14 protein-coding genes are annotated in these 24,213 nt (G+C 41.5%); 11 read left to right on the forward strand and 3 right to left on the reverse strand.

Translation table 11 applies throughout. The annotated features are described in order from the left end of the window. Positions 1 to 263: 263 nt before the first annotated feature. Positions 264 to 1,451, forward strand: coding sequence for an acetamidase/formamidase family protein (locus C7Y66_RS11080; RefSeq protein WP_106545624.1), 1,188 nt, complete (start codon positions 264 to 266; stop codon positions 1,449 to 1,451). Between the two features lie 147 nt (positions 1,452 to 1,598). Continuing rightward, complete coding sequence (locus C7Y66_RS11085; RefSeq protein WP_015153955.1) at positions 1,599 to 2,297, forward strand: cation diffusion facilitator family transporter; 699 nt, start codon at positions 1,599 to 1,601, stop codon at positions 2,295 to 2,297. Positions 2,298 to 2,318: 21 nt separating this feature from the next. Here the strand turns inward: C7Y66_RS11085 and C7Y66_RS11090 are convergent, their stop codons facing one another. After that, a complete protein-coding gene (locus C7Y66_RS11090; RefSeq protein ID WP_106545625.1) occupies positions 2,319 to 2,585 on the reverse strand; it encodes a DUF1816 domain-containing protein in 267 nt (88 codons plus the stop codon). Between the two features lie 382 nt (positions 2,586 to 2,967). Between C7Y66_RS11090 and xth the strand changes: the two genes are divergently transcribed. The 7 genes from xth (at position 2,968) to C7Y66_RS11125 (ending at position 13,712) form a co-directional block, all read left to right on the forward strand. Then, a complete protein-coding gene (xth, locus tag C7Y66_RS11095; RefSeq protein WP_106545626.1) occupies positions 2,968 to 3,771 on the forward strand; it encodes an exodeoxyribonuclease III in 804 nt (267 codons plus the stop codon). A gap of 4 nt (positions 3,772 to 3,775) precedes the next feature. Continuing rightward, complete coding sequence (locus C7Y66_RS11100) at positions 3,776 to 4,375, forward strand: hypothetical protein (RefSeq protein WP_106545627.1); 600 nt, start codon at positions 3,776 to 3,778, stop codon at positions 4,373 to 4,375. Between the two features lie 148 nt (positions 4,376 to 4,523). Beyond that, a complete protein-coding gene (locus C7Y66_RS11105; RefSeq protein WP_106545628.1) occupies positions 4,524 to 5,393 on the forward strand; it encodes an energy transducer TonB in 870 nt (289 codons plus the stop codon). Positions 5,394 to 5,657: 264 nt separating this feature from the next. Next, positions 5,658 to 8,204, forward strand: a complete 2,547-nt coding sequence (locus tag C7Y66_RS11110) for a TonB-dependent siderophore receptor (protein WP_106545629.1) — start codon at positions 5,658 to 5,660, stop codon at positions 8,202 to 8,204. A 64-nt stretch (positions 8,205 to 8,268) separates the two neighbouring features. Continuing rightward, complete coding sequence (locus C7Y66_RS11115) at positions 8,269 to 10,965, forward strand: TonB-dependent siderophore receptor (RefSeq protein ID WP_106545630.1); 2,697 nt, start codon at positions 8,269 to 8,271, stop codon at positions 10,963 to 10,965. A gap of 147 nt (positions 10,966 to 11,112) precedes the next feature. After that, complete coding sequence (locus tag C7Y66_RS11120) at positions 11,113 to 12,393, forward strand: TonB-dependent siderophore receptor (protein WP_106545631.1); 1,281 nt, start codon at positions 11,113 to 11,115, stop codon at positions 12,391 to 12,393. Positions 12,394 to 12,569: 176 nt separating this feature from the next. Then, entirely contained in the window at positions 12,570 to 13,712 is a 1,143-nt protein-coding gene (locus C7Y66_RS11125; RefSeq protein WP_106545632.1) for a PepSY domain-containing protein, read from the forward strand. A gap of 60 nt (positions 13,713 to 13,772) precedes the next feature. Here the strand turns inward: C7Y66_RS11125 and C7Y66_RS11130 are convergent, their stop codons facing one another. Beyond that, positions 13,773 to 14,582 carry a 4'-phosphopantetheinyl transferase superfamily protein gene (locus C7Y66_RS11130; RefSeq protein ID WP_106545633.1) on the reverse strand — a complete coding sequence of 270 codons (810 nt, stop codon included), beginning with the start codon at positions 14,580 to 14,582 and terminating at the stop codon, positions 13,773 to 13,775. Next, positions 14,579 to 16,993 carry a GGDEF and EAL domain-containing protein gene (locus C7Y66_RS11135; RefSeq protein ID WP_106545634.1) on the reverse strand — a complete coding sequence of 805 codons (2,415 nt, stop codon included), beginning with the start codon at positions 16,991 to 16,993 and terminating at the stop codon, positions 14,579 to 14,581. The genes C7Y66_RS11130 and C7Y66_RS11135 overlap by 4 nt, the downstream gene beginning before the upstream one ends. 805 nt (positions 16,994 to 17,798) lie before the next feature. Between C7Y66_RS11135 and C7Y66_RS11140 the strand changes: the two genes are divergently transcribed. Both C7Y66_RS11140 and C7Y66_RS11145 read left to right on the forward strand, forming a co-directional pair. Next, a complete protein-coding gene (locus tag C7Y66_RS11140; RefSeq protein ID WP_106545635.1) occupies positions 17,799 to 19,625 on the forward strand; it encodes an ATP-binding protein in 1,827 nt (608 codons plus the stop codon). Positions 19,626 to 19,708: 83 nt separating this feature from the next. After that, entirely contained in the window at positions 19,709 to 24,076 is a 4,368-nt protein-coding gene (locus C7Y66_RS11145; RefSeq protein ID WP_106545636.1) for an amino acid adenylation domain-containing protein, read from the forward strand. Positions 24,077 to 24,213 lie beyond the last annotated feature (137 nt).

A 24,213-nucleotide genomic window follows, 5' to 3' on the forward strand; every position in this document is an offset into this window, starting at 1 on the left:
CTCCCAGCTCGTCCCTGCTCCCTGCTCCCTCAATTAGCTTTTTTGTGGGATGGACATCTTGTCCGTCCCTTTTATTTTGAAATGTCGAACTTGGCTATATGTATCTTTTATCACAAATAATTGAACGTACTTTCAATCAAAATATGAACCGAGCTAAAAGTTACAGGCTTAGCGTCAGCTAGTCGATGAATCGATCTGCCTAATTTGATTGAATCAGTTTGCCTAAATCAGCGTGAATTTATAAGTGTGATTGTGAGGAGCAAGTGAACAAGCAAAAAATATTTGCGATCGCCAATTCCCAGCTAGCGATCGGTATTTGGAGATGGAATAAATCTGGGCGGCTGGCGATCGCAATAGGTTTAGGGTTAATACTATTGGTTGGTACGATTTCAATCTCAGTTCCCGTCATCGCCGCCGGACGGACGCAAAAAATTCTTTCAACTCCCGCAAACGTGATTTGGGGAGAATTATTTAAACCAGATAGCAAGCCGATCGCCCGCGTCAAATCGGGCGATCGCGTGGTTATGGAGACAATATCTCACGAAGGTATCCTCCCAGATCAAGGAGACACCGTTCGGTTTTTCGCCCAGGGTGGCATTCCTAAAAATCCTAAAAGTACGATTTCTCGACAGCAGATCCTCTCAGACCAACTACAAACTAAAGCCAAAGTGAAAAAGACTGGTCCCGGTCCTCACGTTATTACTGGACCAGTTTACATAGAGGGCGCAGTACCAGGCGATGTGTTGGAAATTAAGACCCTAGACATCAATTACAGATCGCCTTATGGTGCAATTTCCAATCGTCACGGCAAAGGAGCATTACCTGGCGAGTATCCTGAAAATAACGCTCCAATCTACTCCAAAGTTATCGCCATAGATGCCAAGCGGGAAGTAGGCATTTTTCAACCTGCCAACAACCTACTACCAATTGAGATCCCGTTGAAGCCTTTTGTCGGATTAATGGGAGTCGTGCCTGCTAACCCAGCCGATGCAGCGAATTCCGTACCACCTGGGAACTATGGTGGTAATTTGGACATCAAGCTTCTAGGACGTGGTTCGAGCTTGTATTTACCCGTACAAGTTCCTGGCGCACTATTTTACGCTGGCGATCCCCATTGCGCTCAAGCAAATGGCGAAGTTGCTTTGACGGCGATCGAGTGTTCCTTAACTCCCACGTTTGAATTTATCTTGCATAAAGATATGAAGTTAGCAACCCCAATGGGGGAAACAAAGGATGCTTGGATTGCTGTCGGATTGGATAAAGATCTGGATGAAGCCATGAAAAAATCTGTCAGAGAATACTTGCAAATTGCCAATGAGAAGTATGGCATGACAAAACAAGATGCCCTGATGCTAGGTAGTGCGGCAATTGATTTTGATGTTTCTCAGGTAGTAGATATTGTGAAAGGAATTCACGGAACGATCCCCAAGCAGTTATTTCCTACTAAGTAATTCAGCCAGAAATCCAGCCAAAGTCAATTCGTAGGGACTTACATCTGTCTGTCCCTACAGCTCATCTACATAGAATTACTAATTACAAAATACGAATTACAAATTACAATTCACAAGTTATACGCAACTTATATTTGCCAAGACTCTATGCTGAATTCTCATTCTCATCACGGTCATTCTCATCATGGTATCCACGGCTGCACTTGTCATACACTGAGCAACTACGATCGCAAAATTAAATTATTATGGACGGCACTGATCGCGATCGCCAGTTTTGCCGCACTTGAGTTTGGGGTGGGCTATTGGAGTCATAGTTTAGCTTTACAAGCTGAATCCGGTCATTTGCTCTCAGATAGCTTTGCTTTGGCTTTGTCTCTGCTAGCAGCTTGGTTCGTACAGCGACAAGCAGCTAGAGGAGAAAATTTTGCTCATATGCGGATCGAAGCTATTGCCGCTGTACTCAATGGTTTGGGACTGGTAGCGATCGCAGTTTGGATTGCAATTGAATCTGTCTCTCGCCTCCAGTCTCCACCGACAGAGATCCTCAGTTTACCCATGTTGGTGACTGCTGGGGTAGGTTTGGGAGTCAATGGGTTTAATGTCTTTTTACTGCACGACAGCAGCCATCACGATCTCAACGTCCGAGGTGCTTTTCTACATATTTTGGCAGATTTAATTAGTTCGATCGGCGTAATTGTAGCAGCGATCGCAATCTGGCTCATGCATTGGTTATGGGTAGATGGCGCAGTTGGCTTATTTGTATCTAGTTTGATATTTGTTAGTGCCATTCCTTTGATTATTCAAAGTCTCAATTCAATTCGTAACAAAGTGAGTCTTGAGCAGTGATAGCGATTGACTCCCAACTATCTAATCAGCCTGCATTTCCTCTTCGGCGCAAATGGTTAACTCTGTGGGTTGGCAACGCTTGATAACAATTGTAATGCCTTGCGCTCCCTCACTATCAAGGTCTTCAACGTAACCAGGATAAGCTGCTTTTGCTTCATCGTGCGTTGAAAAAGGTCCAAAATAGTAAGTACAGCGTGGCTTTGTCGTGATAATTTCTACCCACCAATCAGTTTCCTGCACCACCCTAAACCCAGCAAATGCTTGTTTGATTCGATCTAGTAATTTCATATTAAATATACTGTAGCTACTTCAATTATGTATGGTTTCTATCGGAAGAAGGAAAAAATTCTCAAAATTTTTTAATTACTAAATCAACTGCGATCGACAATACCAAAAAATATGGTTGCTCTACTAGATAACAACAGATTCTTTTCATCTTATCAATGCAAAACAGGATTTTCGATCGTTCTAAATTGTAGCGTTAAAACTTAAATAAACAACGATTAATATAATCCATAATTTGCAACTTGTTAATGTACGATCTGCAATGGAGCGATCGTGGGTAATTGAGTAGTGAGTGGCTAGTAGCTGGTGGCTAGACTATTTGCTAGTCATCAGCCACTCGTGACTAGTCACTCTCTTGTGATAACTGATAACCGATAACTGATAAATGAAGATTGCCACTTGGAATGTGAACTCGGTTCGTACCCGCTTAGAGCAGGTGATAGATTGGTTAAGACAAACTCCAGTAGATGTACTGTGTTTACAAGAAACCAAAGTCGTAGATGCAGATTTTCCGCGATCGCCCTTCGAGCATCTAGGTTATTATGTATACGCTTCTGGGCAAAAGTCCTATAACGGCGTTGCTATCCTCAGCCAACAGCCGTTACAAGACGTAAGTACTGGGTTTGCACCACTGTTAGTAGAGAGCGGTATTGTAGAAGCTGAGTTACTCGCAGCTTTAGACGAACAGAAGCGAGTAATTGCAGGTACGCTCGATCGCGTCCGCATCGTCAATCTTTACGTCCCTAATGGTGCGGCAGTGGGCAGTGAAAAATATGAATATAAGTTAGGGTGGTTAAAAGTCCTGCGGGAATATTTGCGATCGCAGTTGCTCGTTTCTCCGGTGATGTGTGTTTGCGGTGATTTTAATATTGCTCCCGACGAGCGAGATCTGCACGATCCAGACAAGCTGACAGGTCAAATTATGGCATCAGAACTAGAACGTCAAGCCTTGCAGGAGATTTTAGCACTAGGGTTTGCCGATGCCTTTCGCAAATTTATCACAGAAGGCGGACACTATAGCTGGTGGGACTATCGCACCGCAGCATTCCGCCGCAATTTAGGTTGGCGGATCGACCATCTATACTTATCGCCAGAATTGTACCAGCAGGCGATCGCTTGTTGGATCGATCCCGCACCGCGTAAGCTACCCAAGCCTAGCGACCATACACCAGTTGTTGTGGAATTTTAGCAATATGAGATTTTTGTTATTTTTTAGATTTCTCCTAACCAAAAGTGTACCGAAACCCTCCTTAAAAAGGGGAGTTGGGGGGATCTTAATCGCGATTGCTCTGAGTTTACCAGCAATTGCCCAACAACCACCCGCAGCCGACATCCGCGACGCATGGAAGCCAGTTTACAAACAACTACCCAATCTTCCACTAGAAAATAAGTACGTTAGTAGAGAGTCAGGAAAAGTCAATCCAGATAGCACTCTTGTCAACCGCTTAATTGAGTATCACGTTTATGTCAAAGGTCGAGCGCCCAACTACCGTCTAGATTGGAAATTAACCCTAGCAGATTATTTAGGGGCAAACGAACTCATTCAAGACACCACGTATCCAGGGGCAAAAACCTTACATCAAAATCCCCTAGAAGGCGATCGCGCTGCGATTAACCGCCTCAATCGCCAACAGCGAGATGCTTTAGTACAAACTCTAGTTAATGTCTTTACTCCCGAAACCTCCACATCTCCCAGCACCGAATCTCCCACCACCAATCAACAACCACCAACCAACAACCAACAACCAACCTTTTCTCAGCCAAAACCAGGAGATGCAGACTTATTGAAATGAATTGGTAATGGGTAATTGGTAATGGGTAATCGGTAGTTGGTGGTTAGTCACTAATAACTGATAACTGACAACTGATTTCCTCTTGACACGGGGAACGTAACATCATAATCTAACGAGAGTTAATGAAAATTATTGGCAACTGTTTTCTATGGGTTCTGATAATATTGCTATCCAGCAGCGAGAGAAAGAAGCGCGATCGCTGAAGACTCTTTTAGCTTGTAGCTTGGTTGGTTCCATAGCTTTGCACGTCGGTCTGCTATACGCAGGTATTGATAAATTATGGCAAAGGAATTTTACCCAGCCAAAACCCATAGAAGTTGTCATCGTCGATCCTCCTAAAAAACCGGAGGTCAAGAAGCCAGAACCTAAACCAGAACCACCAAAACCAAAACCCCAGCCACGGCGGGTACAACAGCCACAAGTCAGGCAGCCTCAACGAGTCGTACGCCAGTCGCCCCCCCCAAAAGTTGTTAGGGCTACACCCAAGCCCGTACCGCGTGCTGTGACTCCGCCGCCAAAGGCTGTTACGCCAAAGCCCGCACCTGCTCCAGCACCAGTAGCAACTCCCGATCCGCAATTGAGAAATAAGTTATCGGATCTGAGGAATTCGAGGGCAACACAAGAAAAAGTATTAACTGGTACGGGCGATCCTCAAGCACCCGCTGTAGCTCCCAGACCTAGCACGGGTACTGGTAGAACTCCTGTAGCAGCAGGACCCCGAACTGTCAGACAACCGCGCAGCGAAACGGGTGATTCCGAAGGTTCCAACACTCTAACTTGTCGCCGTTGTCCTGAACCCAGGTATCCAGCCAGTGCTAGAAGGCGGGGAGTAGAGGGGGTTCCCAAAGTTGCTTTCTATGTAGATTCGGATGGGAATGTGAGCAACGCGCAGTTAGTGCAGTCTAGCGGTGATGCAGACCTAGATGCAGCGGCACTTAGGCAGGTAACTCGTTGGAAATATAACGATCTCAAAAAGGGAAGACGTGTCGTGCTGAGAGTGCGTTTCGTCCTCAACTAAGATTGAAGCCGCTCTTGTATCTAAACTCGATCGCAAATGCGATCGAGTTTAAACTTTCAAATTTACCAATTTTGAAATTTTGTATAAAAAAAGACTTGTTTTCATAGCAGTTGTGAAATACTTAAAATTTAATGCTAGTGGCTTGCATTAATAATGATAAAATTTCCTAGTTGAAGGTAGATTTATAACTCAGTAATTCAGCATATAGCTTGCGCTTGAGCTGTAAATTGCTGTGGCTTTGTGTGAGGAAACACTGTGAATAAAATGCATTTGGTCAGTTGTGTGGGACTGGCTGGAATTGCTGTGGCTATTATGGCACAGCCAGTAAGAGCTGATGTAGTCAAGGTAACATCTGTAGAAATTCAGCCGACAGCATCAGGAGCAGAGATTGTATTAAAAACGACGAATGACGAGTCGCTGCAAGTTTTTACATCTAGTTTTGGTAAAACTTTTGTTGCTAACATTGTCAATACTCAATTACAAATTTTAGATAGAAATAATCTGCGACAAATAAACCCTGTAAAGGGCATTGCAGCGGTGACAGTTAGCGAAACTGGAGCCAATAGTCTCCGTGTTGTGGTGACGGGTGAGACAGAGTTACCGAAGGTACGGGTACGACAAAGCGAAAATGGTTTGGTTCTGAGTGCAACCACATCTACAACAGCTGCAACTCAACCCCCAGCAGCACCAGCAGCACCACCTGCAAGCGAGACACAGCCACAAGTCACTACACCGCAGTCAGAAGTTCCCCCTACAGAAGGTGAAGTCCAACAGCTAACAACACAGAGAGATGAGGAATCAGAAATCGTAGTCACGGGAGAGCGAGAAACTGGCTATCGCGTTCCTAACTCCACAACAGCAACTAAGACCGATACACCCATCCGCGATGTCCCAGGAAACATTCAAGTCATTCCGCGAGAGGTGATAGAAGACCAGGGAGCAGTTCGCATCAACGACGTACTGCGTAACGTTAGCGGTGTCAATTTCTCCACAGACGCTGGCGGTCGTAGCCCCACCTATAACGTGCGGGGATTTGAGGCTATCCAATTCAAAAACGGGTTAAGAGAGGACAGACAATTTAACACTCGTACTTACCCAGAAACAGCAAATATCGAGCAAATTGAAGTGCTAAAAGGACCAGCTTCCGTCCTGTTTGGACAAGCACAACCTGGAGGAATCATTAACTTTACGACTAAAAGACCGCTACCCGAACCCTTTTACCAAATTGATTTCACGGCAGGAAGTTACGATTTCTATCGTCCGACGCTGGATTTTTCGGGTCCGCTCAACTCTGATGGTACGCTTGCTTATCGGTTGAACGCTGCTTACGAACACGCCGAAAGTTTCCGAGATTTTGTTTCAACGGAGCGGTATTTCATCGCTCCCGTACTTGCGTGGAGAATTAGCCCCAATACCAGCTTAACTTTTGAAGGAGAGTATCTGCGCGATCGCCGACCGATTGACCGAGGTTTAGTAGCCGTTGGTGACGAAGTAGCTGACATTCCCTTGAGTCGCTTTTTGGGCGATCCCTCTTACGAGCAAGAAATGGACGAATTTCGCAGCTATCTTTATCTAGACCACCGTTTCAGCGAAAATTTATCACTCAGAACTGCCTTGCGGTACACCAGTAGTAAGGAAATCTATAACTCTGTAGAAGCAAATGAACTGGAAGCAGATGACCGGACTTTACTTTTAGCTCGTTATTTTGGCGGTCAGTATTACGAGACTTATACGCTACAAAATGACTTGACTTGGAAGTTTAACACGGGAGCGATCGCGCATACATTGTTGTTCGGTGTCGAACTCGCCAGACAGACAGGACGATACTTTGACGATGCAACAGCAGCAGAATCCCCATCAATAGATATTTTCGATCCCGACTACGAATCTGTCTTTGATTTTCCGTTCTCGCTCGAACCCGATCCTGCCTATAACGGTGGTAAGCTTTCATCAGATACGATTGCCTTTTATTTGCAAGATCAAATTGCTTTTACTGACAATCTGAAACTGGTTCTAGGCGGTAGATTTGATAGTTTTGACTCAGAAGAAAGATATCCTGGTGACCCAACATTAAACGTTGATACAGAAGCCAGCGAATTTTCACCGCGAGTTGGAATTGTTTATCAACCAATTCAACCAATTTCTCTCTATGCCAACTACAGCCGCGCTTTCATACCGCAGACTGGTAGGCTTACTGGTGGCGGTGCTGTTGAACCAGAGATTGGAGAACAATACGAAGTCGGTGTTAAAGGTGAGTTTTTGGACGGTCGGCTTGCCTCGACTTTAGCTTTTTACGATATTACCAAGAGTAACGTTCTGACTGACGATGCCAATAATCCCGATCCTGACTTTTCGATTCAGGTAGGCGAGCAGCAAAGTAAAGGATTTGAGCTAGATGTATCGGGAGAAATTCTGCCAGGGTGGAATATTATTGCCTCCTATGCTTATACCGACGCGGAAATTACTGCTGATAATACTTATGCAGTCGGCAATCGCCTCAACAATGTCCCTTTCAATACTGCTAGTTTATGGACGAAATATACCATTCAAAGCGGTTCGCTAGCAGGTTTAGGATTTGGCGCTGGTATTTTTTATGTTGATAGTCGAGCGGGAGATTTGGACAACTCTTTTACAGTTCCAGATTTTACACGGGTAGATGCTGCTATTTATTACGAAAGAGACAACTTTAAAGCAGCATTAAACTTCAAAAATCTATTTGATGTCGAATATTTTGAAGGAGTACAGAGTAGAACGCAAGCGATTCCTGGTGCGCCGTTTACAGTTCAGGGAACAGTTTCGTGGCAGTTTTAAGCTGAGTGATTTTTTGTCGCGATCGCTTTTCTTAATTGTTTCAAGTTTGGTGTGAGAAATTTCAATGAAGTTGCAGATCTATTCTTTATTGCTTGTTGTTAGTGCCGCAGTTGCGATCGCTCCACCAGTACACGCGACTGAAGCAGAGATCTCGATCCCCCCAACCCCCCTTTTTAAGGGGGGCAATTTACTCTCTCCAACCCCCCAAAACACAGCAGCAAAGAGCAATTTACTCTCCCTAACCCCCCTTTTTAAGGGGGGAGCCGCAGGCGAGGGGATCTGGGGATCTTTGGCACAAAGCCGCATTACCCAAGTAACTGCTGTACAACTGCAACAGACAGATAAAGGACTGGAAGTAATTTTAGAAACACCAGACGGTGAATCATTACAAGTCTTTCCTACTAGTTTCAGCAAAACCTTTGTCGCCAATATTCCCAACGCACAACTAGCACAAAACAAAACTTTTCGTCAAGAAAACCCTGCATCGGGAATCGCATCTGTCGCTGTTACTCAACAAGGAACGAATAATATCCGAGTCACGGTAACGGGAACCCAAGATTTACCCAAAATAGAAGTGGGAAGGAGCAATCGCGCCCTTACTCTCACTCTACCAGAAGCGATCGCACCTACAGCCCAACAACCCACACCAGAAGCACCAGTACCAACACCTGAAACCCAAACAACACCAGAAGTAACACCACCAGCAGATGAGACGACTCCCCCAGATGGCTTACAACCGCCAGCAGCCACTACTGAGGGAGACGAGGAAGTTGAAATCGTTGTTACAGGAGAAGGAGAAACTGGATACAGCGTTCCCGATACTTCTACTGCAACTAAAACAGATACACCCCTACGCGACATTCCCCAATCAATTCAAGTCATTCCCCGCCAGCTTTTAGAAGATCGCAACATCACCCGTGTAGGAGAAGCACTGCAAAATGTGCCTGGTGTCTTTAGTTTAGAGGGTGGTTATGAAGGTTATGCCGATTATTATCAAATTCGTGGTTTTGATACGAGTCGGGGTAGCATTTTTAGAGATGGCATTGCTACTGACGTTTGGGATACTTCAGAAACCGTAAATTTAGAACGGATTGAAGTATTAAAGGGTCCGGCTTCCGTACTATTCGGTCAAGGTTCTCCAGGGGGAATTGTTAACTTAGTCACCAAGAAACCCTTGGCAGAGCCTTACTCTTCAATTTCTGGTACGATTGGCTCGTTTGATACCTATCGTGGCGAACTAGATTTTTCTGGTCCACTCAACGACAGCAAAACAGTTAGGTATCGCCTCACGATGGCTTATGAAAATAACGACAGCTTTATCGACTTTGTAGAAGGAGAACGGTTTTTTATTGCACCAGTCATTACCTGGGATATTGGTTCTAGAACTTCCCTAACGGTTGATGCTTCTTATACTAACGATTCACGAACCCCCTATTATGGTATTCCCGCAGTAGGAGGAAGAATTGCCGATGTTCCCCGCAGTCGCTACTATGGCGAACCATTTGCCGAATATAGTCGTGATGGATTTGAATTAGGTGCAGTTCTCAGACATGGATTTAGCGATAATTGGTCGGTTACAGGTGCTTTTCGTTACATTAGTTACTCCCCAGAACGATACGCAGTCTTTTTTAGCTCTCCAGATGAAGATACAGGCGAAATGACTCGCGAACAATACTTTTCAGATGGAAATTATCAAAGATATATTGGTAATCTGGATTTAGTTGGTGAGTTTAAAACTGGTTCAATTCAACATAAATTACTATTAGGTACGGAATATCGGCAGTACATTGAAGACCCCAGATTTCAATTTGGAGAGTATCCATCGATTAATCTTTTCGATCCTGTTTACGTCAATAGACGTTTTGACAAAGCTCCTACCTTTTTTCGTGACGACTATGATGAAACTTGGGGTTTTTATATTCAAGACCAAATTGAGTTACTGCCGAATCTGAAATTTTTAGCAGGGGTGCGCTATGACAATTACCAGCAGAATCGTACCACACAAGATCTAGGCGAACCCAGAATCGATTTTGAGCAAACTGATACTGCTTGGAGTCCAAGAGTAGGAATTGTCTATCAACCCATCGAACCAATATCGTTGTATTTTTCCTACAGCGAGTCTTTTGTCCCCAATTTTGGTGACACTCTCGATCAAGCTGATGAGCCATTCGATCCAGAAAAAGGAAGACAATTTGAGGTAGGTTTAAAAGCCGATTTAAATCCCAATCTAAACGCAACTCTAGCATTATTTGATATCAGAAAACAGAACGTTCTGACTACAGATCCAATTAATCCCGAGTTTTCCATCCAAACTGGGGAACAAACTAGCAAGGGAATTGAGTTAGGTATCGCAGGTGAGATTTTGCCTGGTTGGGATATTTATGCGTCTTATACCTATCTCGATGCTTACATCAGTGAAGACAATACCTATGAAGTTGGCAACCGCCTACCTAACGTACCAGAAAGTACCATTGGTTTGTGGACGAAGTATGAAATACAGCAAGGCGGACTGAGGGGATTAGGATTTGGTTTAGGTTTATACTATGTTGGCGATCGCTTTGGAGAGTTAGACAATACGGTAGAGCTTCCTTCTTACTTTCGCACCGATTTGGCTTTATTTTACGAACGCGATAACTGGAAGGCTCAAATTAACTTTAAGAATTTGTTTGATATTGATTATGAAGCAGGAACATCTGGAGGTACATCTATTACGCCTGGTGCGCCGTTTACAGTTTCAGGTACGCTTTCAGTAGAATTCTAATTAGAGTAAATATCATGCGATTTCATCATACCAATTCTCTCAATCCTAAAACAAATTCTTCATCGCTACCCTTTTCAACAAGAGTTAGAGAAATCTCTTTGCTACCCTTTTCAAGGGGGGTTGGGGGGATATTTCTTATATGTAGCTATGCTAGGATTAATATTACTTTCACAACCTGCTTGGGCTGATAGTGAAAAAGAAAATTGCGATGCGGAAGGCGGTATGCTCTTCGACCATGCTACGCAAACGCTTCGCGACCATCGCAATCCCAACATCAACTGGGCGATCGCAAACTCTTTTCAGGCTGCATATGTAAATTGGGATACTGTTGAAAATTGTCACGGCAAGAAGCGATCGCGTCAAAAAAGTAGAGAATTTGATTTTGACGATTATTCTCTAAACGGCTTTTATGTACTTGAATTATCCTGGAGTAACGAGTTTAAAACTGGAACTCTTCAGCATGAAATGGGTTTTGGGATAGAATTGAATAAATTTCCGTTTTTGCTGTCTGCTAAAACTACCGACACTCAAGCAGACAAACAATTTAATTTCATAAACTCAACAACAATTCCTTTGCCGTTTTCTCTAGCTGATTTTACTAGTAGACAAAACTCATTGTCCTTATATCTTGAGAATAAAATTGCTATAGGAAAGCGACTTAGTATGTTTTTTGAGGGTAATCTAGACTTAGTGATTAACGATATTACAGACCTACCCGATGAAATTTCTAATATTAGTCAACAAGACTACGTAGCATTTAATCCAGAACTAGAAATTTCATATCAACTTAGCGACTCGCTTTCTATCTATACTAATTTAAGTTACTCCTCTCTCCCAGTTCCAAAAATTTCCAGTAGTTTGTTAAAACCAGAAATAGAAAATGGTTTAGAAGTAGGCATTGAGACAGAATTTTTTAACGATCGCTTTTCTGCTACTCTTTATTTATACGACGGCATTCAGCGAAACGTAACTTTCACAAATGCAAACGATCCTGAGTTGGAAGTTTTGACAGAAAAACAAAAAAGTCAAGATATCGGCTTAGAAATAGTCGGTGAGATTACCCCTGGATGGGATTTTATCTTGTATTATGCTTACACAAAGGCACGTATTGCTAAATCGTCAGAATTGCCTGTAGATTCTCAAGTTCCCAACATTGCCAGTCATAGTGGTGGTTTCTGGACGACATATGAGATTCAGGCAGGTACATTACAAGGTTTGGGTTTTGGGGGTGGCGTGCGGTACGTTGGCGATCGCCCAGGTAATATTGAGAATAGTTTTAAATTACTGAGTTACTGGCAGACAGATTTAGCAGTCTTCTACCAGCGCGATAACTGGAAAGCCGCACTCAGCATTGAAAACCTGTTCGACGTAGATTATTTCGAGGGTAAACCTCTAACTGTACTAGGAACGATTTTAGTAGAATTTTAAGCTAGATTACTTGAGATTAGTTTTAAATAAGAGTAAACTCTATAGCTAGTAAGTGAGAACGATACTTACTTATTGAGATACTGTAACTAGACTTACCTTTAATCTCTAATTCATAGCTGGTCGATCGTCACCGTCAACCAAAGTGACAACAGACATTTTTCCATGCAAAATCTACTATGAAAACTAAAACACTGCGCAGTATTGCATTTAGCTTGCATAGATACATTGGGCTAGCTGTAGGGCTGATTTTAATTATTGTTGGCGTAACAGGTAGCTTTTTAGTGTTTCAGAAAGAATTTGACCAATATTTATTACAGCACCAATTTGGGCAAATAACCCCACAACCGCAGCGCGTAGCAATAGAATCCGTTGTTAATACTGTAAAAGCAACTTACCGCGATCGCCCCGAACTTAAACTAGCTTCTATTAATACTCTGCCCCACAACCCGACTTACAGAGTGCGGCTGAGAACGGAGGATGACAAAACCACTGATGTTTATGTCAATCCTTATACAGGGAAAATTTTAGGCGATCGTAACTGGGACAATACTTTCATCGGCATTGTATTTAGACTCCATTACGCGCTTCTAGCAGGTGACATTGGGATCAAAATTGTTGGAATCATTGCCTTGCTACTTCTCGTTCTCAGTCTTACAGGTATCTTTTTATGGTCTGGTTGGCGTAAGCTAATCAGTGGCTTCAAGATTAAATGGCAAGCGCACCCCAAACGAGTTAATTACGACGTTCATAAAGTTGCGGGTATCGTTACTGCTATATTTTTGGGTTTGACTGCTTTTACAGGTTTCTGCTGGAATTTTTACGATTACGCCGAACCTGCAATCTACGCCCTGACTTTCACGCCAAAATCACCTGAACCAGTTTCTCAAATTGTTACAGGTAAGTCACCTTTGGGAATAACAGAGATTTTGAAAACAGCGGATGCGGCTTTACCTAATGCAGAGACTACTTTTATCAACTTACCCAGGAAACCAGAAGACGCATTCACTATCTATAAAAAACATCCTCAAGAGTCGAACGAATATGGCGACAGTAGCGTTTATCTCGACCAATATAGCGGCAAAATATTAAAACTCATAGATGGACAAAACTTACTTTTAGCAGAAAAAGTACTCGGATCTTTTACACCTCTGCACTACGGCACATTTTGGGGATTACCCAGCCGTGTTCTCTACGTATTAGTTGGACTTGCACCTCTAATTTTATTCGTTACTGGCTTTGTTATGTGGCGCTACCGTTATCGAGGCAAAAAAATTGCAGATCGAATAGATGTCGCGAGAGAACCAGTACAACGACATTAATGCATATTTAGGGCGATCGCCTCAATCTAGTTGAGACTTAGCAGCAAGAATCTGATAATTCTATGATTGGCTGTCTCCATAAACTGGACGATGCCAGTCAAAGCTTACATCCTCACAAACAGACAGCACGACATCACTGTCTTTAACCTGCAATCCTTGCCACTGGCAGCATTTCACCTCCCAGTCATGTCCCTCGATTGCCATAGCTGCAACATAGTTGACAGCTGGGATAAACGACTGAAGCAACCATCGCTCTGCCGCAGCGCGATCGCCATTTATACTGAATAGTTGGGCAGGTCGATCTGGTAGCAGTGAAACATCAAATTGGTTTAAAGGAAGTGCTAATCCATCTCCTAGTGCTTTGAGGATAGCTTCTTTACAAGTCCAACCGTGGAAAAAGGCTGCTGGCTGCTGGCTGGAAGGAAGCGCGAGAAAAGTCGTGCGTTCTCTGGTTGAAAAGAATTGAGCAACGATTTGCTCTAATCCAGGTATATGACGGACGTATTCTAAGTCAATCCCAATTTGGCGATCGTAAGTAAAAGCATACAAAGCTAAGTCTTGGGAATGAGATAAATTAAAATGTAGCAAGTCGCACGTCTTCAGTGCTGGTTTACCATGACTGCCGTAACAAAACTGTAATTGGTGAGGTTCGATATCTAAATAGTAACTGAGAATGCTTCTGAGGATACCGCGACCGATAATAAAACGGTTTCTATCTGCTTCAAAATGAAAGCGGTTTGCTCGATCTAATTCATCAACAGATAAGGTTTTAACTAATTGTTGCAAATATGCTGAATTTTGGCTGAGGCTAGCACGCCAAATGTGAATCTCGTGTTGTGGCAATACTAAGCTTTCAGAATTCGCAATCATATTGGTATTGTATCTACAACTATATTCTGCTCTTGTAACAATTTTGCTGCCATTTGGCTATCAACTGGTTTTGAGAAGAGATATCCTTGTCCGCTACCGCAATTAAGTGCTTTGAGTTGAGCTAAATGTTTTAATGTTTCTACTCCCTCAGCTACCACATCCATACCTAAATTAGCTGCAAGAGTGACAATAGTACGGACAATCTCAAATTGTTCGCTGTCTATATCAATCTTATTAATAAAAGAGCGATCGATTTTCAAAGTATGAGTAGGAAAGCGATATAAATAGGCTAACGACGAATAACCCGTACCAAAGTCATCAATTGAGAGCTGAATTCCTAGAGATTGTAACTGAAACAGCATTGTGGTTGCTATTTCAGCATTATCCATAATTACGCTTTCTGTAATTTCCAGCTTTAAACTTTGGGCAGGTACGTTTGTTTCCCGCAGAATTTCAGTAATTTCTTCTACTAAATTAGTTTGAGTAAACTGCTTGGCAGAAAGATTGATGCTCATGACTAACGATTGATATTCAGGAAATTGTATTTTCCAAGCACTCAACTGACGGCACGCTTCTCGTAATACCCACCAGCCAATCGGAACGATCAAACCTGTTTCCTCTGCTACTGGAATAAATTCGGCTGGTGAAACTAACCCTCTTTGTGGGTGTTGCCAGCGAATAAGTGCTTCAAAACCTGTAATCGCACTTGTTTTAAGCGAAACAATTGGCTGATAATATAATTGAAATTCTCGTCGTTCTAGTCCACGTCGCAAGTCAGTTTCTAATTGTAAAAGTGCAGCGGCTCGCGTGTGCATAGTGGTATTAAATACTTCGTAGCGAGCTTTACCTGTAGCTTTAGCGCGATACATGGCTATATCTGCGTCGCGAAGTAAATCTTCTGGGCGTTCGTAATTAAAACTACTGAGAGTAATCCCGATACTAGCACTAGTAAAAACCTCATTACCACTGAGATTGAAAGAGCGCGTTAATTCTTCTTGTAATCGATTGGCAATATTAGTAGCCACATTTTCATCTTTAATATCTTCTAATAAAATCGTAAACTCATCGCCACCTAAACGAGCAACAGTATCGCCAACTCGCAAATATTTTTCTAGACGACGGGCGATCGCAATGAGTAGTTGATCGCCTACTGAATGACCTAAACTATCGTTAATTAACTTAAAGCGATCCAAGTCAAAGAAAAGCACGGCAAATAAATAATTTCTCCGCCTTTTTGCCAGAGAAATTGCATGACTTAACCGATCCATAAATAAAACTCGGTTAGGCAATCCAGTTAATGCATCATGTAGAGCATCATGAAGTAACTGTTCTTCTGTAACTTTGCGGTTAGTAATATCAGATTGCGTTCCTACTATGCGATACGCTTCTCCTGATGTATCCCGGATAATAATTCCTCGGCTAAGCATCCAACGATAAGTTTTCCCCTTGCATAAAATCCGGTATTCGCTCTCAAACTTAGAATTTAGCTCGGAGAGATGATTGAGCATTTCCATTTTGATGCGTTCCACATCTCCAGGATGAATGCGATAAAACCATTCATCTAAAGAGTTCATCTCATTGTCTGAATAGTCCAGCATTGATTTCCATTGAGAAGAAAAGTAAATCGCATTAGTTTTTAAATTCCAGTCCCAAATGCCATCATTAGTAGCTTGCAAAGCCAGAACGTAGCGTTCTTCGCTCTCTCGCAGTACTGTTTCTCTTTGCTGACGAGCAGTTAAATCGATTTCAATCAAAATTGCCGTATTTTCTAGCGCAGTTTTTTGCGCCACTATTAGCAAGTTACGAGTACTGCTATCAGTTTGAATCTCTAGTTCCTTATAAATGGTTTGCTCTGGTTGAGAAAAAAAAGCTTGAATAAACTCAAGAAAATGACAATTTGAATTATAAAAACTAATAGGCTGCCCAATTAATTCTTCTGTATGCAAGTTTTGAGCTTGAGCCAGATGTTGATTGACCGCAAGAATCTTTAATTCCGAATTAATCCAGTAAGCTGGTAGAGGTATAAGATCGAAAACGCTTCGTTCCTGTAATTTTTCTTGTCGCTCATGCTGTTGAATGGCTGGCAACCCAATATGTAGAGATTGGAAAGCCCAATAAGCAAGTAAAACTGCAATACTAGCTAAAATAGATAACAAGCTGACTGCGATCGCTTGACTGGTAGCACCATAGCGGCTATTTGGCAGTAGGTAAAATATGCAGCTAAAAGTTACAAAATTGCACGTCAGGAATAGTGCGATTGTAACTTGCAGGGCTGTGAATTTCCGCGATATATTCGCAGTACTAGTTGGATGAGACGGCAGTTTCAGTTGAGTGTCAAAGTTAGTGTAAGAGCAATGACAGCTAGGATCTATATTTTCAGGTAAAGACTGATTTAACTCTAACTTCTCCATAATCTTCTATAAAATGTAGCTATTCGATCTCAACTCGATAAATCGTACTAAGCTATTCTGTTAGACGGGTAAAGTGGCTCTAGAATATCCATAGTCAATATAATTTGACATAAACTAGATTCAGAGTGTAATAGTAAACATCCTGAACATTTAATTCAAAGTTAGAGAGACACTCTACCTCAATGGAGTTTTTCTTTTGATGTTTTCAGCTAAGCTAAGTAGAAATTCGGTATTTAATCGCAGTTTATTATACTAATTGCAGAGTTGGTAAGATTTTTTATTATAGGATCGGTGTTTTCTCTAGGTTTTTTTCTCAACCTGCTACACAAACTAATATGGCGATCGCTATTTAGAGCAAATATGCGCTCAGTCTTACTCCCATACTAGGCAATTTCGGATACTAGAGCGATCGAACTAGTTATCTATTCAATAATTTCTGTATAGATTTACACTTAAAAGCTGTGGTACTCCTCAAGCGTGACCGCCGAGCTTCAGTAAATTTAAGGAATCTACAGATGTTATCTACCTTTTGATTAATAACAACTGTAAAATTGCTTAATTCAATAGCTTAAAAGCCAATCTTCAAGCAAATAGTTCTGTTTAATAAAATTTTAATAAAGTAGTTGGCATTCAGCGATCGCTAGTGAAATAGTGAAAATAACCAACAGAATTATTCGCATCTACACCGAGTGATTTAATTCTGGTAATCTACTAACTCTGATAGCGAATAGTTGCTAAACCATCAGTGGTTTGAGCTTAAAAACATAAGATAAATAAATCAACAAACCGCTAGAGACAAAAGCCAATGGTTCCAGTTAACTTTAAAAAAATAGCAACAAAAAAAGAAGTAGTTGCTCTGCTTGAGTATTTAAAACAGGAAACAGGTACAGCCATTCAAATTCACGATGCTGATGGCAAAAGAATAGTAGGAGTAGGTAGTGAAAACTCAACACATAGGTATCCAATTGAATTTGCCGACCGTGTTATTGGCTGGATTGCTGGTAGTGAAAAAGCTATTGCTATTGTTAACCTGATTTCTTACTTGATAAAACAGGAATTTGAGAAAAAGGCTCTGGCAAACGAATTATTAGAGAAATATCGAGAGCTGACTTTGCTCCACGATATTACGACTCAGATTACTGCTAGCTTAGAATTAAAAGAAGTTGCCCAACTGGTTATTGAGGGTGTTGGGAAACTAATTGAAGCTACAGGCGGATCGATTTTACTCCTGAATCAAAAAACAGGAGAGTTAGAATCTCTATCATCTGTTGGTCAAGCTTTTCCATCTCAAGAATCTTTGAAGTTAGGTGGAGGACTTATTGGTCGGATTGCTGACACAGGTAAAGGCGAGATTGTCAATGATATTACTACCGATCCTAGATTTGGCGAGTATCAAGGACCGATCAAATCTTTAATTTGCGTCCCACTGAAGACGAAAGAACAAATGAATGGGGTGATATTTTTTTGGAGCCAAGAAGTAGATGAGCTGAGCGAGAGAACCGCGCTCTCATACAATTCTGAAGACTTAAAAATTCTGACGATGTTTGCTTTCCACGCAGCAGTGGCAATTGAGAAGGCTCTCCTTTACGAACAAAGTTGCATTTCTGCGACTGTTGCTCAAGCACAAGCTCAACAGTTACAGCAAGCTTTATATGAATTGCAACATACCCAAGCTCATCTAATTCAGAGTGAGAAAATGTCTAGTTTGGGACAGCTAGTAGCAGGAATTGCTCATGAGATCGACAGTCCCGTGAACTTCATTCATGGTAATCTCGCTTACATAAGTAATTATGCTCAGAATTTATTAAATTTGATCGAACTTTATCAAAAATATCATCCTAGCGATCGCGTTCAAATTCAAGAATTGATGGCTAACATTGACTTAGAATTTCTCTTAGAGGATTTACCAAAAACACTAAATTCAATGAAAGTAGATGTAGGACGCATTCGTAAAATTGCTCTGTCACTGCGTAACTTCTCTCGCTCTGATGAGTTAGAAATGAAGCCGATAGATATTAATGAAGGGATTGATAGTACTCTGCTGATTTTAGATAGTCGCCTGAAAGCAATCAGCAAGCATTCTGTAATTCGGATTGTTAGAGAATATGGCAAATTGCCTTTGATTGACTGTTATTCTAGTCAAATTAATCAAGTATTTATGAGTATTCTTGCTAACGCAATCGATGCTGTGGAAAATCAGAGCGAAGCTGGAACCATTACCATTCGTACAGAAGTCATGGAAGTCGAAAATGAAAGTTCCTTAGCTTTAGGAATGTGGCAGCTTGAAGACAAATTTACCGCTCATTCTAGTTTCTCCTTCTCTAGTCCCCACGTCGTTATTCGTATTCAAGATAATGGCGCTGGAATTAGCGAGGAAGTTCGCGATCGCATATTCGAGCCTTTCTTTACAACGAAAACTGCTGGTAATGGCGCTGGTTTGGGTCTTTCTATCAGTCACCAAATTGTTGAGAAGCACGGAGGAGTTTTAAAGTGTTTTTCCGAACCAGGACACGGAGCCACATTCTGTATTCAAATTCCGATTAAGCAAACAATGATGTTGCAACCTATATTCAGCTCGGCAAATGGAAATAAAGTATTTAATTCAGAATTATCGCTAGCTGGCATTATTTAAAGGTAGTTCTCCTAGATTTTTCAATATTCTCAAACTTATTGTTATCTATCTTCAGTCTTCCATCTAAAGTAGTAGGTAAATCAATGCAGAATCAGACTCAAATCAATTCCATTCATCAGTTAGTTGAACTTCAAGTCTTAAAAACTCCTGATGCCGTAGCAGTTGTTTTTGAAAACCAACAACTGACTTATCGAGAATTGAATGAAAGAGCAAATCAACTAGCACATTACCTACAGGCATTGGGAGTTAAGCCAGAAGTTTTAGTAGGAATTTGTGTCGATCGCTCTTTAGAGATGATTATTGGGCTTCTAGGCATTCTCAAAGCTGGTGGAGCATACGTACCTCTCGATCCGAGTTATCCACAGGAACGCATAGCATTTATGCTAGAAGACTCTCAGTTGTCAGTACTTCTAACTGAGCAAAACCAACTTAACAAATTGCCACAGCACTCAGCACAGATTGTGAACCTGGATACCAATTGGCAGGCGATCGCCCAATATAGCAAAGAGAATGTTGACAGTGGAATTAATGCCAAGAACTTAGCATACACCATCTATACCTCCGGTTCGACTGGTAAACCAAAGGGTGTGCAAATTGTCCATCACGCTGTAGTTAATTTCTTAATTTCTATGCGAGAGAAGCCAGGGCTAACTCAGCATGATGTGCTTTTAGCAATTACAACAATTTCTTTTGACATTGCAGCCCTTGAGATTTATTTACCACTGATTGTAGGTGCAAGAATCGTATTAGTTAGCCGAGAAGTAGCTGCTGATGGAATGCAACTATCAACTATCTTAGATAAATCAGACATCACTGTCTTGCAAGCTACACCAGCCACTTGGCAACTCCTTCTTAATGCAGGTTGGAAAGGGCATAAACAGTTAAAGATGCTTTGTGGTGGGGAAGCAATGACTCGCTCTCTTGCTGACCAACTTTTAGAAAAAGGCGGTTCGCTTTGGAATATGTACGGACCAACTGAAACAACAATTTGGTCAGCAGTATGTCAGATAGAGCCTGGAACTGATTCCATATCAATAGGATACCCTATCGCAAATACCCAAATTTATCTGTTGGAAGAGCAATCTCGTCGCAAGGAAGATGTATTGAAACCCGTTCCTGTGGGTGTGCCAGGGGAAATTTACATTGGTGGTGATGGAGTAGCAAGAGGATATCTAAATCGCCTTGAACTAAACAGTGAAAGATTTATTCAGATCTCCTTTAAAGATCGACTAGAAGAGCGCCTCTATAAGACTGGAGATTTAGCACGTTATCGTTTAGACGGCACAATTGAGTTTATTGGTCGAATCGACCACCAAGTAAAAGTTCGCGGTTACCGTGTTGAATTAGGGGCAGTTGAAGCAGCATTAAGCCAGCATCCAGAGGTTAGAGAAGCCGCAGTTATTACGAAAGAAGATGCATCTGGTAATAATCGGCTGGTCGCCTATATTGTGAAGAAAGCTGGCATGGTCGAAACAAATTTATCAAAAGCAAGTGTTAAAGCTGATGTTGAGCAAGTCTCGCAATGGCAGCAAGTTTGGAGTTCTACTTACGGTCAATCTACTACAAGTCGAAATCAAATATTTAACAGTGTTGGCTGGAATGATAGTTACACAGGTTTACCAATTCCAGTAGAAGAAGTACGTGAGTGGGTTAACTACACAGTAGAGCGTATTCGTTCTTTTCGTCCCCAGCGCGTTTTAGAAATTGGTTGTGGTATGGGACTATTATTATTCCAGATTGCTCCGTGTTGCTCTCACTATTTAGGGATAGACCTCTCTGCTGAAGCTATTCATCGTATCCAGCAACAGTTGCAGCATAGTGGAGAGGATTGGTCTCACGTTGTGTTAGAGCAAAGAGCTGCTCACGAACTTGAAGATTTGGAACACGGAATGTTTGACACTATCATTATCAATTCTGTCATTCAATACTTTCCCAGCGTGGATTACCTAGTAAAAGTTTTAGAAAAAGCTATCAAGTTAGTTAGCCCGAAAGGTCAAGTTTTTATTGGTGATGTACGTAGTTTACCTTTACTAGAAGCTTTTCATACTTCGGTTCAACTCAGTCAATCTCCTGCTTCACTAACGACTTCTCAGCTTCAGCAACGCATTCAAGAACGTATTCTTCTGGAAAGAGAGTTAGTGATTCACCCAGACTTTTTTACTGCTCTGAAACACCACATTCCTCAAATTAGCTATGTTGAGCAACAAATCAAGCAAGGGCGATATCAAAATGAGCTGATTCGATTCCGCTCTGATGTTATTCTTCACGTAGGAAGTGAAATCGAGCCAACTATTGAGCCTTATTGTTTAAATTGGCAGCAAGATAATTTATCTCTTTCTATAGTTTGTAGCGTTCTCCAAAACGATAAAATTAAGGTACTCAAAATATCTCATATTCCTAATGCAAGACTTACCTCAGACATTCATGCAGTCAAACTAATAGCAATTTCCAACAAACCTGAAACAGTAAGAGAACTACATCAGACAACGCAGCAAATAACTGAGGCAGGAGTTCATCCGCAAGATTGGTGGGATTTATGTAACAACTTACCATACCATATTCAAATTAGCTGGCATAATGGCGGAATAGATGGTTGTTATGACGTAGTGTTTCAACGATACACGGCTACTACAGATGAAAAAGAGAGAAAAGTTCTTTCAATCGCAGAAAAAACATTTGAGCTAAAACCCTGGAATTTATATACTAACAATCCCTTAAAGGCTGACAAGATAGACGATTTAGCAATACAAATACGTTCGTTTCTAAAAGAAAAACTGCCTGAATATATGATTCCATCGGCATTCGTGATGATGGAAGCTTTACCCTTAACACCAAATGGTAAGGTGGATCGCCGATCGCTACCCGAACCTAAAAATACTAGACCTGCTTTAACGCAAGCTTATGTGTCACCCAGTACCTCGATCGAGCAGCAAATAGCTGAAGTTTGGTCTCAGATTTTAGAAATTGAACAAGTAGGTATTTATGATAATTTCTTTGAGTTAGGAGGACATTCATTATTAACAGCTCAGCTACTTTCTCAGATAAAAAATATATTTCAGGTAGATGTACCTTTATTTTATCTCTTCAAAAAACCTACTATAGCAGGGTTAGTTGAAGCTATTGACTTAGTAAAGCATTTAAGTACTGGTATAGATGATACGGCAACAGTAGATTTACAGGCTGATGCTGTTCTAGATCTTACAATTTATCCAGCAAATACATATGATAATACCGCAGAAGAGCCTAAACATATATTTTTAACTGGCGCAACTGGTTTTATTGGAGCATTCTTACTAAATGAGTTACTATCAAAAACCAAAGCAAGTATTCATTGTTTAGTTCGTGCTTCTAGTTTTGAAGAAGGGAAATATCGGATTCAAAGCAATCTGGAACGCTATTGTCTCTGGCATGAAGATTGGAGTTGTAGAGTTATTCCGATAGTGGGAGATTTATCGCAATCATCTTTGGGGCTTTCTGACCTACAATTTAGTGAATTAGCTGGTAAGCTCGATCTGATTTATCATAGTGGTGCGTTGATTAACTTAGTCTATCCATACACGTTATTGAGAGCAGCTAACGTGCTGGGAACTCAGGAAGTATTAAGATTAGCTAGTCAAGTCAAAGTTACTCCCGTCCATTACATTTCTACTCTTGATGTATTCCAGTCACCTTTCTACTTTGGTAAAGAGGTAATTAAAGAAGACGACGATCTCGCTCATAGCAACGGCTTTTTTAATGGTTATGCTCAAAGTAAATGGGTTGCAGAGAAGTTAGTAATGGCTGCAAGAGAGCGAGGAATTCCCGTCTGTATTTACAGACCAGGGATGATAACTGGTCATAGTCAAACAGGTGTTTCTCAAACAAATGATTTAATGTGCAGGTTAATCAAGGGGATGATTCAGCTTAATGCAGCACCACTGCTAGAGCGTAAGATTAACATGACTCCAGTAGACTATGTAAGTAAAGCTATTGTCTACTTGTCCAGGCAACCTGAATCTATAGGTAAATCTTTTCATCTACTCAATCCTAACCCTTTACATTTGAGCCAGTTAGTGAGTGTAATGAACATTCTCGGTTATCCAATTCAGCAGATTCCTTATGAAATGTGGCAATCAAAGCTGATCGACCCAGAACTTTCACAAACAAATGCCTTGAGTCCCTTATCCTCTCTTCTAACTGAAGGGTCTGAAAAACAACAGACTTATTTGGAAACCTCTTTGCTATCTTCCCAGGTGCATGACTGCCAAAACACAATCAATGGACTTTTAGGTACTCCTATCGTTTGTCCCCCAGTTGGCGGTCAACTTCTAAAAGCTTACTTTTCTTTCTTAGTACGTAGTGGTTTTCTCCCAGCTTCTGAAGACAATCTTAACTCCGAGCGCTGCATTTCCAAGGAAATAGTAAAGAGAAAGCTCGATTTACAGCACTCGGAGTTGGTGAGAACGGCTTGAACAGCTTGAAAAGATATGTGATGACTCATGACTAGATGTTTCTATAATTTAATATTTTGAGCTGCTCTGGCTCTCAACTTGTAACTTGCGTTTATTCACGATGGCTACTCATAACTCACACTGCAATGTCAGATGTG

The organism is Chroococcidiopsis sp. CCALA 051 (genome assembly GCF_003015105.1).
GTDB classification, from domain to species: domain Bacteria; phylum Cyanobacteriota; class Cyanobacteriia; order Cyanobacteriales; family Chroococcidiopsidaceae; genus Chroococcidiopsis; species Chroococcidiopsis thermalis.

What these genes read in the sequence shown, in the direction of transcription:
- C7Y66_RS11085 (WP_015153955.1), top strand. Translation starts at nt 1,599, where the DNA reads ATGCTGAATTCTCATTCTCATCACGGTCATTCTCATCATGGTATCCAC.
- C7Y66_RS11090 (WP_106545625.1), bottom strand. Translation starts at nt 2,585, where the DNA reads ATGAAATTACTAGATCGAATCAAACAAGCATTTGCTGGGTTTAGGGTG.
- xth (WP_106545626.1), top strand. Translation starts at nt 2,968, where the DNA reads ATGAAGATTGCCACTTGGAATGTGAACTCGGTTCGTACCCGCTTAGAG.
- C7Y66_RS11100 (WP_106545627.1), top strand. Translation starts at nt 3,776, where the DNA reads ATGAGATTTTTGTTATTTTTTAGATTTCTCCTAACCAAAAGTGTACCG.
- C7Y66_RS11105 (WP_106545628.1), top strand. Translation starts at nt 4,524, where the DNA reads ATGGGTTCTGATAATATTGCTATCCAGCAGCGAGAGAAAGAAGCGCGA.
- C7Y66_RS11110 (WP_106545629.1), top strand. Translation starts at nt 5,658, where the DNA reads ATGCATTTGGTCAGTTGTGTGGGACTGGCTGGAATTGCTGTGGCTATT.
- C7Y66_RS11115 (WP_106545630.1), top strand. Translation starts at nt 8,269, where the DNA reads ATGAAGTTGCAGATCTATTCTTTATTGCTTGTTGTTAGTGCCGCAGTT.
- C7Y66_RS11120 (WP_106545631.1), top strand. Translation starts at nt 11,113, where the DNA reads ATGCTAGGATTAATATTACTTTCACAACCTGCTTGGGCTGATAGTGAA.
- C7Y66_RS11125 (WP_106545632.1), top strand. Translation starts at nt 12,570, where the DNA reads ATGAAAACTAAAACACTGCGCAGTATTGCATTTAGCTTGCATAGATAC.
- C7Y66_RS11130 (WP_106545633.1), bottom strand. Translation starts at nt 14,582, where the DNA reads ATGATTGCGAATTCTGAAAGCTTAGTATTGCCACAACACGAGATTCAC.
- C7Y66_RS11135 (WP_106545634.1), bottom strand. Translation starts at nt 16,993, where the DNA reads ATGGAGAAGTTAGAGTTAAATCAGTCTTTACCTGAAAATATAGATCCT.
- C7Y66_RS11140 (WP_106545635.1), top strand. Translation starts at nt 17,799, where the DNA reads ATGGTTCCAGTTAACTTTAAAAAAATAGCAACAAAAAAAGAAGTAGTT.
- C7Y66_RS11145 (WP_106545636.1), top strand. Translation starts at nt 19,709, where the DNA reads ATGCAGAATCAGACTCAAATCAATTCCATTCATCAGTTAGTTGAACTT.